The 13,725-nt window shown below is 34.5% G+C and carries 14 protein-coding genes; 3 read left to right on the forward strand and 11 right to left on the reverse strand.

The features are described 5' to 3' along the window. Positions 1-33: 33 nt before the first annotated feature. Entirely contained in the window at positions 34-1,107 is a 1,074-nt protein-coding gene (locus tag BK577_RS19295) for a CAP domain-containing protein (RefSeq protein WP_078435325.1), read from the reverse strand. Positions 1,108-1,701: 594 nt separating this feature from the next. Between BK577_RS19295 and BK577_RS19300 the strand changes: the two genes are divergently transcribed. Continuing rightward, positions 1,702-2,061 (forward strand): YugN family protein, encoded by a 360-nt coding sequence (locus BK577_RS19300; protein WP_078434455.1) that lies wholly within the window; start codon positions 1,702-1,704, stop codon positions 2,059-2,061. A gap of 166 nt (positions 2,062-2,227) precedes the next feature. On the opposite strand, the gene BK577_RS19305 is transcribed toward BK577_RS19300, so the two are convergent. The 8 genes from BK577_RS19305 to cyoE form a co-directional block, all read right to left on the reverse strand. After that, positions 2,228-2,740: a GNAT family N-acetyltransferase gene (locus BK577_RS19305; protein ID WP_169908386.1), complete on the reverse strand. Its 513-nt coding sequence runs from the start codon at positions 2,738-2,740 to the stop codon at positions 2,228-2,230. A gap of 205 nt (positions 2,741-2,945) precedes the next feature. Further along, positions 2,946-3,413, reverse strand: coding sequence for a DUF420 domain-containing protein (locus BK577_RS19310; protein WP_078435326.1), 468 nt, complete (start codon positions 3,411-3,413; stop codon positions 2,946-2,948). An 81-nt stretch (positions 3,414-3,494) separates the two neighbouring features. Then, the gene (gene ctaG / locus BK577_RS19315) at positions 3,495-4,403 is read right to left on the reverse strand and encodes a cytochrome c oxidase assembly factor CtaG (RefSeq protein WP_078434457.1); all 909 of its coding nucleotides are present in this window, start codon (positions 4,401-4,403) and stop codon (positions 3,495-3,497) included. 143 nt (positions 4,404-4,546) lie between these two features. Further along, complete coding sequence (gene ctaF / locus BK577_RS19320; RefSeq protein ID WP_078434458.1) at positions 4,547-4,879, reverse strand: cytochrome c oxidase subunit IVB; 333 nt, start codon at positions 4,877-4,879, stop codon at positions 4,547-4,549. Positions 4,880-4,883: 4 nt separating this feature from the next. Then, positions 4,884-5,510, reverse strand: coding sequence for a cytochrome c oxidase subunit III (ctaE, locus tag BK577_RS19325; protein ID WP_034332400.1), 627 nt, complete (start codon positions 5,508-5,510; stop codon positions 4,884-4,886). After that, entirely contained in the window at positions 5,510-7,375 is a 1,866-nt protein-coding gene (gene ctaD / locus BK577_RS19330; protein ID WP_026560500.1) for a cytochrome c oxidase subunit I, read from the reverse strand. Before ctaD ends, ctaE begins: the two co-directional genes overlap by 1 nt. Before the next feature lie 32 nt (positions 7,376-7,407). Beyond that, positions 7,408-8,487: a cytochrome c oxidase subunit II gene (coxB, locus tag BK577_RS19335; protein WP_026560501.1), complete on the reverse strand. Its 1,080-nt coding sequence runs from the start codon at positions 8,485-8,487 to the stop codon at positions 7,408-7,410. A gap of 99 nt (positions 8,488-8,586) precedes the next feature. Next, positions 8,587-9,516: a heme o synthase gene (gene cyoE / locus BK577_RS19340; RefSeq protein ID WP_078434459.1), complete on the reverse strand. Its 930-nt coding sequence runs from the start codon at positions 9,514-9,516 to the stop codon at positions 8,587-8,589. A 612-nt stretch (positions 9,517-10,128) separates the two neighbouring features. Between cyoE and BK577_RS19345 the strand changes: the two genes are divergently transcribed. Beyond that, complete coding sequence (locus tag BK577_RS19345; RefSeq protein WP_078434460.1) at positions 10,129-11,067, forward strand: COX15/CtaA family protein; 939 nt, start codon at positions 10,129-10,131, stop codon at positions 11,065-11,067. Positions 11,068-11,339: 272 nt separating this feature from the next. Here the strand turns inward: BK577_RS19345 and BK577_RS19350 are convergent, their stop codons facing one another. Together BK577_RS19350 and BK577_RS19355 are read right to left on the reverse strand one after the other, a co-directional pair. Then, complete coding sequence (locus BK577_RS19350; protein WP_078434461.1) at positions 11,340-12,563, reverse strand: FtsW/RodA/SpoVE family cell cycle protein; 1,224 nt, start codon at positions 12,561-12,563, stop codon at positions 11,340-11,342. 168 nt (positions 12,564-12,731) lie between these two features. Continuing rightward, positions 12,732-13,013: an Fpa/YlaN family protein gene (locus BK577_RS19355; protein ID WP_078434462.1), complete on the reverse strand. Its 282-nt coding sequence runs from the start codon at positions 13,011-13,013 to the stop codon at positions 12,732-12,734. 209 nt (positions 13,014-13,222) lie between these two features. Between BK577_RS19355 and BK577_RS19360 the strand changes: the two genes are divergently transcribed. Beyond that, complete coding sequence (locus tag BK577_RS19360) at positions 13,223-13,720, forward strand: hypothetical protein (RefSeq protein WP_078434463.1); 498 nt, start codon at positions 13,223-13,225, stop codon at positions 13,718-13,720. Positions 13,721-13,725 lie beyond the last annotated feature (5 nt).

The raw sequence follows: 13,725 nt of genomic DNA on the forward strand, positions 1-13,725 counted from the left end.
GTTTTGGGTTTGACACCTCTTTAAAATACTTACTTAATTTGAATTCCAGGTTGTTATAAAATTTTGAGTGTAGTATAGACCATCTACACCGACCCCTAGATGAGTAAAATCTTCATTCAATAATGTATCACGATGTCCCTTGCTATTTAACCAACCTTCGCTAGCTGCAATACCATCAACATACTGCGCAGCAATGTTTTCTCCAGCCATTTGGTATTTTATCTCTTGTTTTGACAATCTATTGACAAGACTTCCCTCAGTAGGAGATTCGTGTGCAAAATAATTATTTTCTTTCATGTCCCTGCTGTGTAAAAATGCAACTTCTGAAGTAGCTTGATCCCATTTTACTCTTTCTAAACCATGCCTTTTACGAAGCATGTTCGTAATAGATAGAATTTGTTGTTCAGCACCATCTTCTATTCTCTCCCATTTTTCATCCGTTATTTCTTGAGGCTTAATCAACTCACCACGATAAGTCACTTCATAAGATCTCTGTTTTATAAAAGTTTCAGCGTCTAACAATCGAATACTTGATAATATACCATCAAACTTATCAATATATAATTGAACATATATATCGCCGATCTTTATCGTCGGTCTGGTATTCATATCCTCTTCTGAAAATTCAAATCGATAGGAGTTTCCTTCAAACTCTAATGACAGACTAGACGAAACAGGTTGAATTTTAAACACATCCTGTACAGATTGTCCAATTTGAAAAGGTTTTACATTAACTTCGCTACCAATTGCATAAACTGTAACAACTCTTTGATTTAATATTCCTATTTGGATATATTCGTTTTCAGATATATCGTAAATCCACCAATCATAATCATAGGCAGAAGGATCAATCCTGTCAGGTTCACCAAGAAGTGCTGTAATTTCCTCTGAAGATTTTTCCATTAAAGACAAAACGCCTTCATTTGGTACAGTTTCCTTACCCACATCCGATTGCTCTTCTTCCGAGTTTGTTAATTCCTCATTTGAGATTTGCACATTTTCTTCTTCATGTTGCTCATTCGGAGTATATTGGCCGTAATAAATAAATAGAGTATAACTAATAAAAATAATAACAAAAATGATAATAGTCCTACTAATAACACGCAGTTTGCCCACCTCCCTTTAATTACCTTCTGTTTTTCTATCATTATATGTGACCTTAAAATAGATATTCTGGTTATACATTCCAGCATCCACGAACATAAATAAGCTTAACTAAACTCTTTCTTTCATTATTACCACGACAATTAAATCTAAAACATGAACAAAAGTCTTACGAATATTGCCTTACTTCCTAATCTTTTTATTTTTATTGTACCAAAATTGTGAGTAAATGGTGATTAAAAAGCATTGTATAAGTCATAATTAAAGAGAGATTCATTAATAACTTTCTATAAAGGTGTAATTTTCACGTCTACTCTGTTTTTTGGGGGAAGGAAAACATTTCCCAATAATAGAAGTTTCACTTTGCCACACCCATAACTGGCAGTAATATTTATCTTTAATTGTATTTTTTTGGCCGACTCTGTTTCTAAGTTCTTTTGTTTTTCTTTTTTCTACAACTGCCAGTAATGGTCTGGTAAGGTCAACTAACTATTATTGGGAAGGAAAACATTTCCCAATAATAGAAGTTTCACTTTAACTTTTACATGTATTTAAGCTATAATAAATTACGTGAAAAGGCTTTAGGAGGGAATTTAGATGAGAATGGAAGATACAGGTATAGAGGGTATTAAGATAGACTTATCACGTTTAGATGAACTTATGGATGAGATTGGTTTAGTTCGTGCGGGGCAATGGGATTATGAGCGAGTTACATATGACCGTAAGATTGAAACAAAAGGTGATATTTTCTACCTCCGTGTTCAGGCATATGCTGTTGAAGGAGATATTGGCGGAAGACATGCTGTTGTAAAATTAATGACACCGCTTTTAGGCAAACATTATTATCCACACGGTGTTGAATATGGCGAGGGTGAAGATTTCCCTGCAGCAGTTGTAAACACTTCCAAGAACTTACTTTCACAAGTTGCAGAAGAACTGAAAAAAGTTCAATCCTAGTATCCACAAATTGTCCAATATGAAAAAATAATAAAGCAGGGTCTAGTACCTGCTTTATTATTTTTTGTCTATCATGTAATTTTCATAAAATTAATACTTTATATATTGTATGGTATAGCTATCACCTAACAGGAACTCTACCAAGACACATGCTGGATTTTTCTTGTTATTCCTCCTCTTTTTGAATTTCCCAAGTAAAGAATTCGCCATCTTTTTTTGTACAGATTAAACCTAATTTATCAAATAGTCGTATTGACTCCTTGTCCTGTACTTCACATTCCATTACAACCTTTTTCACAGCCATCTGATATGTTAACCAGTCAATAAATGCATCTATTGCCTCATATGCTATTGATCCATCTGTTGTAGCTTCTTCAATATGATAAGTTAATCTTACATTTTGTTCTTGAACTGGTTTCCCTTGCATAACGATATCTCCAATTATTTTTTTCTCTTCATATAATATAATCATCCATACACCACAGTCTAAATCCTTATCGTCCTTTTCTAGACTTTCGATATAGTAAGGCAAGAAACCACGCACATAAGCAGAAGGCCAACTGGCGGGAATTTCTATGGGAGAACGTTTATCAAGTTCCTTTCGATGGAAAACTAATGATTTGGCAATATCAAGTGAACAGGGTATAATCATTAACCGATTTGTTAAGATTTCAATCAATCCATCCTCTCCCCTCTTTGTATTTTCAGCATACCTGGGAGTAACTATATAATCCATACATATTCATCATTCCATATACAAATGAGGAATTTCACCTTTACATAAACTAAATAAGTGCAGGATAGAAAAAAACCTAAAGGATACCTTTAGAGGGCAAAAAAAAATGGTTTAGAATATTTTATTCTAAACCACCTTGAAAATATGTTTAAAATCCTAATATTGCTTTAATAACTGATGTTGTTTCTCCACCATGATAAAAAACATATAAAAGTAAATACACAGCAACACCTGTTATGGCAGTAAAAAACCATACGATACTTGTTATTGGACCAAGTTTACGATGCTTTTGATAATTTTTTTTGTAGCCTGTAATTAAAGATATAATACCTAATACAGCACCGACAGTCGCTAATGTAATATGAAAAACAAGAAAAACTGTATAGTAGATTTTGATTTCATCAGGACCCCCAAATGCTGTGTTACCAATAAAAATGGTTCGTGAGGCATAGATAATAAAGAATATTATTGCAGCAATCGCAGCTCCAAACATGACTTTCATATGTGCCTCAATATTACGCTGCTTTATTAAATACCATCCAATTGCAACTAATATTGCACTAAGAACGATAAACGAAGTACTTATAGTAGGTAAAATAGGTAAAGATGTATTCATACATGAAATCCTTTCTTTTAATACAGCTTTTAATTGGTATATCATATGTAAAGACTGACGAACATTTAGTCAGCCTCATAATTATTTTATAGGATCAGGTGAAAAATTCTTATTTAAATCAATTTCATCTTTTTCTCTTTCTCTACGAGCCCATTGGAAGAAGATATATGCAAGAATGGATCCATATACAATTTCCTGGATAATTTTCATAAGGACACCACCCAGTTGTTGATCTTCAACAATCGGTAATGTGTTAAACATTTCCGGTCCTGTTAAATTTAAACCTGACAGCATATCAGCTGGTACACATAACTGCAATGCATTCAACCATGCTTGTGGTTCGGAATAAGTTAAATAAAGAGGGTCACTTGCAAAAATAATTAGTGCACAAGCGGGTGTTAATAACACACCATCAGCAAATATATAGCCAACTTTTTTTATCCCTGATAGTGACTTCCAATCTGGTAATGTAGTAAGCAGTGGCCACCACATACACAATGCTCCAAAAAATATAAGCGTTGTCATGACTGAATGATAAATTGGATCAGTTTTCACAAAGTCAAATACTAATGGAACATGATAAAGAGAAAAAATTCCATTAAAGAAGATAAGTGCGACAATTGGATTAGTAAAAAGTTTTATAACAGGCTTTACAATTGGTCGGTACAATATGGATTTCCATAACCAGTCAGGGATTCCTAAAATAAGTAATGGTGGTACAACCAAATATAAAACAGCCATCTGTGTCATATGTGCACTAAACATAATATGTCCCAAAAGATCAACAGGACTACCTTTACTAATATAAAGAAAAAGTATTGCTAAAACAAACAGCAACTGTTGCTTGAGAGGAACAGTTGAGCTTTCTTTAAATTTTGTTCTCCAAGGCCCTATAATCATAAAATAAAGCGCAGTGATCAATAAGATCACAACAATAAAATATGGACTCCATAAAGCGCGAAATCCAAATATATCAAAGCTCATTAAAATATCAGCTCCTTAAGCTAGTCCTTCAAAGTTATTATACACTTCCATATATTTTGTAGCAATGAACGTTCTATGACAAATCCGTTATAAATATTGCACTAAAAAAAGCAATTGGCATCCATTTGCCAATTGCTCTTTCAAAATAATTACCACCAGATTATAGTAACAAACGTTAGTACTGTTAAGGCAGCTACTCCTACTCCTGAGAATAAGAACAGTGCTGGAGTCTCATGACCTTTGTGGCTCATATGCATGAAATAATAAAGTTGAAATATTACCTGTATCACAGCAAGAGTAATGATGAACGGAATCTTAAACCATTCCCCAATTCCATCATAACCAACAGCGATAAAAGCAACGATTGTTAAGAAGATCATCATACCAAAAGTAACCACTTGGTGTTTCATATCTTCTGCATTTTTCTTACGTCGATAGGCTAAGTCTACTTTTGGGTTTGCTGAATTGTGATTATTTGCCATCAGTTTATCCCACCATTCCCATTAAGTATACAACTGTAAAGATAAACACCCATACTACGTCGATAAAGTGCCAATATAAACTTGCTACGTAATATTTAGGCGCATTGTATAAGCTTAGTCCACGTTTTGCGTTTCTTACAATTAGTGTAGTGATCCAAAGTAGGCCGAATGCAACGTGAAGTCCATGTGTTCCAACTAATGTATAGAAGGATGAACCAAGTGCACTGTCAGTAATTGTAAAGTGAAACTCATGAACATAGTGATTGAACTCATAAATCTCCAATATTAGGAAGGCCAATCCTAAAAGAACTGTTATGATCAACCACAATTGCATTTTTCCAAAATTAAAGTTTTTCATGTGATACATTGCGTAAACACTTGTTAAACTTGATGTTAAAAGTAACATTGTTGCTGCAAATACAAGTGGTATCTCAAAAAGTTCTTGTGTTGTTGCTCCTCCTGCGTTTGATTCCCTTAAAGCTAAGAAAGTTGCAAAAAGGGTTGCAAACAACACAGTTTCTCCACCTAGAAATAACCAAAAGCCAATAAATTTATTTTTTCCTTCGAGGGTAGCTTTTTCAGGCGCAGCCGGATAGTTTTCAGCTGTTAATTTCTCTTCAACAGATGCCATTATGCTTTCCCTCCTTTATCTTCATTAAGTAAATCTTCTTTATGGATGTGATACCCATGATCATCAATTACTGAACGTAAGAACATACATCCAAACGTAATTAGGAAACCTACAATAATTGCAGGAAGTCCCCATCCGTAATCTTCGCGGTACATTAACCCAAAGGATACGATGAATAAACCAAATGACATAATAAACGGTAAGATTGAACCATTAGGCATATGAATGTCACCAAGTGGTTCTGCCGGTGTCATTTCTTTATTACCTTCCATCTTTTCAATCCATAATGGATCTAATCCACGGACAAGTGGAGTTTGTTTAAAGTTATATTCAGGTGGTGGTGAAGAAATTGCCCACTCTAGAGTTCGGCCGTCTCCCCAAGGGTCTCTTCCAACCTTTTTACCTTTGACAGCTGTAATAACAATATTAATTAGTAATAGAATTGTTGCTGCCGCCATTAAGAAAGCACCTATTGTACTTATAAAGTTCCCCATATCTAAACCTTGACCTGGCAGGAAAGTAAATACACGACGAGGCATACCCATTAGTCCAAGGAAATGTTGAATAAAGAAGGTTAAATGGAAACCTGTAAAGAATAGCACAAAAATGACCATATTTAACTTTTCATTTAACATCTTACCAAACATTGTTGGCCACCAGTAAATAGCACCAGCGAATAATGAGAATACTACCCCACCTACAATTACATAGTGGAAGTGAGCTACTACGAAGTAACTATCGTGATATTGATAGTCTGCTGCAGCTGCTGCAAGCATAACCCCTGTAACCCCACCCATTACAAACGTAGGTATAAATGCTACTGACCATACCATAGGAGATGTAAATCGAATTGATCCACCCCAAATAGTAAATAACCAGTTGAAAATTTTTATACCTGTAGGAACGGCGATAGCCATAGTAGCCACTGCAAAAATAGCGTTAGCAATTGGTCCTAATCCTGTTGTAAACATGTGGTGAGCCCAAACCATGAATCCTAAGAATCCAATTAATACAGTTGCAAATACCATGGATGAATATCCAAACAAGCGTTTTCTAGCAAATACCGGAAGAATATCTGAAAAAATACCGAATGCAGGTAAAACTAAGATATATACTTCTGGGTGTCCGAAAATCCAGAAAATATGTTCGAATATTACTGTATTACCACCTAATGCAGGATCAAAAAACGCTGTACCAAATAGTCGATCAAACATTAAGAATGCTAAACCTACTGTTAATGCAGGGAAAGCAAATAAAATAAGTGCAGATGCAACAAATGTAGTCCATGTAAATAATGGCATACGCATATATGTCATTCCAGGTGCACGCATATTGATAATTGTAACAAGGAAGTTAATCCCTGCAATCAATGTACCTAAACCTGAAACCTGTAAACCTAATAGGTAAAAATCAACACCATGCCCTGGTGAATCTAATGCAAGTGATGCATAAGAAGTCCAACCAGCATCTGGAGCTCCATCTAAAAACCAACTTAAGTTTAAGAAAACTCCTCCAAAGAAGAATAACCAAAAACCTAAAGAGTTCAAAAATGGAAACGCAACATCACGAGCTCCAATTTGTAATGGTACAACCGCATTCATTAATGCGAATAATAACGGCATTGCAGCTAGAAATATCATTGTTGTTCCGTGCATTGTTAGTATCTCGTTATACAAACCTGCACTAACAAAATCATTATTCGGAACAGCTAGCTGAATGCGGATCAGCATTGCTTCTAATCCACCAACAAGGAAGAAGAAGCCACCGGATATCAGGTAAAGGATGGCGATTTTCTTGTGGTCTACTGTTGTTAAGTAGTCCCAAATCGTCGCACCGACCCCTTTTTTCTGAGTTAACGTGCTCACAGTGTTACCTCCCTTTTCATTTTGCTCAATAATTAATTACTAGAGACTTTTAATCCCATTAAGTATTCAGTAAGAGCATCAAGCTCTTGATCCGTTAATTCATCATATGTTCCTGTCATTTTATTAGCAGGCTTATATGTCTCAGGATCTTCTAACCATTTTCGAACATTTTCTTCATTATGTTCTAGCACACCTGCTACACGGGCGCGTTCTCCAAATGTAGCTAAGTTAGGAGCAGTTCTTGCTGCAGCTGGTCTTTCATCTGTTGGAGAAACTGCATGACATGCGATGCAACCTTTTTCCTCAAATAGTTGCTCACCTTGAACAGCTAAATCTGTTGAAGCAACTGCTTTTGCATTTTCCATATCAGAGATCCATTGGTCAAACTCATCTCTTGAAACAGCTTTCACTTTAAAATCCATTAGTCCGTGTGAAGGACCACATAGCTCAGCACATTTACCGTAGAAATACTCTCCAGCTTGGTCAGCTCTTTCTGAGTCAAATGTCAACCACATTTTGTTTACATTGTCTACGTTAGTATCCATTTTCCCACCTGCAGATGGAATCCAAAATGAATGCTTTACATCTGATGCAATTAAGTTAAAGTAAACTTTCTCATCAGTTGGAACAATCAAATCTTGACTTGTAATTACTCCGTAGTCAGGATATTCAAATTCCCACCAATAAAGATTTGCACGAACGTTAACTACGATCGCTTCTTCAGGTTTACGGTTCTCATCATCAATTGCATCTACTTCTGCAAGTTTAAATGTTGCTGAAACAACTGGAACAGACAAGACAAGTAGTAAAAGAATAGGAATAACAGTCCAAATGATTTCTAGCTTATGATTCCCTTCAACTTGTACAGGAATGTTGTTCTCTTCCCCTTTACGTCTACGGAATCTAACGACAACGTAAATGAAGATTACTGTTACGACTGCAATGACAACAACCATAATAAGTGTACTTAACACCATCAGGTCATACTGCATATCCGCTACTTCACCAGCAGGCTTAAGCGTGGAAAGAAACGGTTCACCACAGCCGGCCAAGACAAGCGTCAATAATGCAAATAGTGATAATAGACGCCACTTTGTCAGCCATTTTCTCATAGCCAAATCAAACCCCTCTTTCAGTAATTTAAAATTCCTATCACTTTAACATACAGGAACTTTTTATAAGTAAATTCTTATTAAGAAAGAATTTATAAATTAAACAATGGTAAAAAGCACCATTGATACAAACAAGATTGTTAAGTAATTAATAGAGTAAACAAACATTTTTGTCGCCCATTTTAATTCCAGGTCTTTATTATTAAACCCTTTTATTCCAAGTATAATCCAGCCCAAATTCAACAAAGTAGCTAGAATTAAAAAACCAATCCCAAGTTCATATAAATAGAACGGTAAAGGTAGAAGACATGCAATCCATACCATGATTTGACGTTTTGTAATATCAAATCCATGAACAACTGGGAGCATAGGAATGTTTGCAGCACGATACTCGTCAGTCCTTCTCATTGCTAATGCTAAAAAATGAGGTGGCTGCCATATGAACATAATTAAAAACAGCACCCATGCCATGACACTTAGATTTGAATCAATTGCCGCCCATCCAATTAAAGGTGGAACAGCACCTGATATACTACCAATTACTGTATTAATTGTATAAAGACGTTTTGACCACATAGTATAAAGGAATACGTAGGTGACAACTCCAACCATTGAAATGATAGTAGCGGTTATTGTTGTCATAAGCATAAAAGCAAGTCCTACTGTTAATAGAAATATCCCAACCCATAACGCATAGTAAGGATTCATTTTTCCTGTGACAGTTGGTCTTTCTTTCGTTCTCTCCATCAAATAATCAATATCTCGGTCATAGTAATTGTTAATTGCACATGATCCTGCAATAACCAGCGAAGAACCGATTAAAGTAAATAAGACAACGTCTATATTGGCTAAAAATCCTTTATTACTAAAATAAAGAGCTAGCCAGATACCAGTAAATGTAGTGATTGCATTGGAATTTACAATCCCTACTTTTATTAGTGCAAGGAAATCTTTCCAAAGGGTTGTTTCTTGTATATCATTTGAATGGTGCGTAACAGTTGCATCATTCAATGCTTTTGTTTCAGCCAACTATATACCTCCTTCCCCCTTCATTACATTAGGAATTCGTATATTCCTCTGTAAATCACTTTCTTATTTTGATTTAGGGTAATTCTGATAATGACATCTTAGAAAGCAATATATGAAGGCGGTTCCAACATATAAATTTTCTACATCTTATGATACTAAAAAAATGATAATTTAAAAACGGTCTACTTGATATTAAAACATAATTCTTCCATCAATTGTGAATAATTTATGAAGTATTTTTGTCGAAATTGTGAAAGGTCATTCATACAAAAAAATGACTCTACGCTTAGGTTACCCTATTTATCATAATTTCTTAATGGTTTCTTTTTTAAACAAAGTGTTTATGTATAAAATCGAACACATATCTAGTTCTAGCAAAATCCTTCTGAATATTCAACCCTTTCTATCCAAATAAGAAAAATTTTTTATGAATTTTCATTATGTTTTACATTTCATATTTCTTACGTATTCAAAAGGAGTAAAGCGCTTCACAAAAATATCTAATAACTTTGTGAACTTTTCCTTCATTATATTGTCTTTTTCTTCTACATTGTGTACTATACGATGAGTATTTACTATTATTTATACCAATTATATAAGTAGGTGAACATTTTGCAACGTGCTCTTAAATGGTTCTCAATTTTCACAACCATTATTATGTTATTCGTGTTAATTGGTGGAGCCCTTGTGACAAAAACTGAGTCAGGTGCAGGATGTGGAGATTCTTGGCCATTATGTCATGGTGAACTTGTTCCGAGCCAAATTACTTTTGAACTTGTAGTAGAATTAAGTCATCGACTTGTTAGTGGACTTGCTGGAATTGCTGTTCTCATACTTTCAATTTGGTCATGGAAAAAAATAGGCCATATAAGAGAAACGAAATTTTTAGCTGTTCTTTCTATGTTTTTCTTAATACTACAGGCTTTGATTGGAGCAGCGGCAGTTAAATGGGGACAATCTGACGCTGTACTTGCTCTCCATTTCGGGATTTCACTTATATCCTTTGCATCAGTGTTGCTTTTGACATTACTAATTTTTGAAGTGGATAAAAAATTTGATTCGAAAGCGCTTATAATTGACAAAACAATGAAATTCCATATGGTCGGTATTATAGTCTATTCGTATATCGTTGTATATACAGGTGCCTATGTGAGACATAAAGGAGCAAGTCTCGCATGTCCTAAATGGCCAATATGTAGTAATAGAGCTAACGGTCTCCCTACTACATTACACGAGTGGATCCAAATGGGACACCGAATGGCAGCAGCTATTATTTTTATTTGGATCACCTATACAGCTTGGCGTGCTCTAAAATACCATAGAAACCAAAAGGTCATCTATTGGGGTTGGATAATTGCGTTTATATTAGTTTCAATGCAAGTAACCTCCGGTGCATTGGTGGTCCTTACCGGGTTAAACTTATATGTATCTTTAGCACATGCCCTTATTATTTCGTGTTTATTTGGACTACTTAGCTACTTCCTGCTACTAGTAAGCAGGAGTAATATTAACGCTGAAATAAGATCTACAAATGATCAAAACTTTTCATAATAAAATATGGTATACATAAAAGACAAAAATGGACATGAAGATAATCGCTCTGGTGCTCATGTGAATTTTTGTCTTTTTATCTTTTGTCTAACTAACAATTAAATCTCCTTTCAAGCATATACCCTTCAAATGCAAATGAAAAACACCTCGTGTTTTTCATTCCTCCGAATTCTCCTGTATAAAACTATTTAAACAAAAAGTCATATTATCGTTCAAATTTATATAATAGAACAAAAATAAAAAGACTAACTAAAAAGTTAGCCTTATACAGGTTAGAAGCTTTTAAATACCGATTTTTCTCTTGGTTGGACAGCCTTGATATCAGGTACATCTTTTTGTTCAGTTCGAGTAGGCTTTTTATATATTTCTCTGTAATTCGTAAACATTGAGACATTTACTAAAAGCCCCATTGAAATTAGCAATAATAGTATTGAAGATCCTCCATAACTAATAAAAGGTAAAGGCACCCCAGTTATTGGAATAAGCCCTGTTAAACCACCTAAATTTATCATGGTTTGTATAGCAATCATACTTGAGATCCCTACAGCCAAAAGTGTACCGAAAGGATCCTGACATTTACGGGCTACAGCAAACCCTTTTAATACAACAAAAGCCATCAAAATTATTACAAAAAGCACACCTAAAATTCCAAGTTCTTCAGCAATAATTGCCATAATAAAGTCTGTATGAGATTCAGGCAAATAACCATACTTTTGAACACTTTGTCCTAAACCAAGACCTTTAAGCCCGCCAGATCCGATTGCATAGAAAGAGTTCACTAATTGATAACCTGCTCCCCCTTCGTTCCCGAACGGATCAGAAACACCTGTAAAACGACTAAGCTGTTCATCACTGAAAAAACCTTTTATAAAAATATACGGAGTCATTAGCAATGCAAACAAAAGTAAAAAAGAAATAAGTTTTAACATACTTTTGACTGCCATACCAGATGAAACTATCATACAAACGGCTATCATTCCAATGATAAATGCAGTACCAAAATCAGGCTGAATGACAACAAAAAAACATATTAAACCTGTAAAAATAAGGGGTGGTAAAACACCTCGACCAAATTCATCAATATATGTCTGCTTTTTATCATACACTGCGGCTAAATATATAATAACACTCAATTTAACAAATTCACCTGGCTGTAGACTCATTCCGCCTACTTTAATCCAACTTTGTGCATTACCGGCAACATGTCCAATAAAAAACAAAGAAAGTAAAAGGCCAATTGAACCAAACACAATAAACTTTAAGATTCGCCCGTCTAAAAATGCTCTATATGGAAGAATCATCATGACCAAAAAAGCTAATCCGCCTGCAATAAGTGCAAGCTTTTGTCTTTGGAAAAAATGATCCGGTTCAAATCCATAACGGGCAACTGCAGTTATCATACTTGAACTGTAAACCATCACAAGCCCGAATGAGCAAAGTAATATAACAGCTAATATTAATGAATAATCATATGATTTTATTATTTTTTTCACCATTTTTATCTCTTCCTTACTTAGAAACATGAAGTCAATCTAGTTGTTTTCATTTTACTATAACTTCGACTGAAAATGAGTAAAAACCTTTAAAAACATTACTTTATTCATATATTTGAATAAATGATTAAAAAAACCCAAACTAATAAAATCAGCTTGAGTTTTTAGTCATTATTTTGTTGTAAATGCATCATGTAATGCAGACAACTCTCGCTCCAATGTATCGAGCAGATCTTTACCCTCATGTTCCTCTACAAGGCCAAGTCTTACAGCAAAGTCTATTTCTCTAGATAAACCAAACATTTGTGTATCTAAAACCTCTTCATAAAGTGGACATTGAGGCATTGTTAAATTATCCATTTGAACCTTGATCAGTCTCATGATCTTATCAGCATCTGCCTTAAGTACCGCAAGTGCTTTATCTCGATGATTAACAGCAATCTCAGACGCCAATTTAATCCCTCCGTTTCCGAGCGATTACCCTATTATATATTTTAATATTAAGCCCATTAAGAGAAAAAAGCAAGGACAAACCGCCTAAAGAAAAAGTTTTGCTTAAAATAAAAGAGATCGTTAAGTAATTGTGTTCAAATATCCCAATATATGTGACAAAATTTACATAAAAGCTTATACTTATTTTGATGAAAAGGGGTGTACATTGAATGAATTCAATTATTTTAATAAAAGGCAAGGTGGATTATCAAATCACTTTAGATCCTGGTGTTTGGATATTTGATGATAGAAAAATTGATCTAACAACATATTTTCAACAAGACCAAGTAGAAAAAGATGAACTGGAAGAATATACAAAGGCTGTTTCTAAACATTGGGAAAGGGAAATTAGAGAAGGTGCTGTTTTTCCTCCAACACTTAAAACTGAACAAAAATACGAAAAAATAAAAATTTTAACTGGAACTTTTGGAATACCGTTTAAGCCTTTCCTTTTGAATGCTGAGGTTCACGATGATGCTACAGAGGTAAAATTAATCACAAAAGATCAAGAAATTACAGTACCTCTTTCCGATGCTCATCAATTAATTTTTGGATTTAGCAAAGAAGGTAAACCACTAACAAATGATGGACCAATCCATGTCTATTTTGGAGATGGGTCAAATTTAAAAAATCCGATTAAAAACATAAAAGAAATTATAATCCAATAACATCC

This window comes from Metabacillus halosaccharovorans, assembly GCF_002019635.1.
Classification (GTDB): Bacteria; Bacillota; Bacilli; order Bacillales; family Bacillaceae; genus Metabacillus; species Metabacillus halosaccharovorans.

Excerpts from the sequence above, each read along its gene's own strand:
- coxB (WP_026560501.1), bottom strand. The coding sequence starts at position 8,487 with ATGAGAAAATGGCTGACAAAGTGGCGTCTATTATCACTATTTGCATTA.
- BK577_RS19360 (WP_078434463.1), top strand. The coding sequence starts at position 13,223 with ATGAATTCAATTATTTTAATAAAAGGCAAGGTGGATTATCAAATCACT.
- BK577_RS19310 (WP_078435326.1), bottom strand. The coding sequence starts at position 3,413 with ATGAATACATCTTTACCTATTTTACCTACTATAAGTACTTCGTTTATC.
- ctaE (WP_034332400.1), bottom strand. The coding sequence starts at position 5,510 with ATGGCATCTGTTGAAGAGAAATTAACAGCTGAAAACTATCCGGCTGCG.
- BK577_RS19350 (WP_078434461.1), bottom strand. The coding sequence starts at position 12,563 with ATGGTGAAAAAAATAATAAAATCATATGATTATTCATTAATATTAGCT.
- BK577_RS19300 (WP_078434455.1), top strand. The coding sequence starts at position 1,702 with ATGAGAATGGAAGATACAGGTATAGAGGGTATTAAGATAGACTTATCA.
- ctaF (WP_078434458.1), bottom strand. The coding sequence starts at position 4,879 with ATGGCAAATAATCACAATTCAGCAAACCCAAAAGTAGACTTAGCCTAT.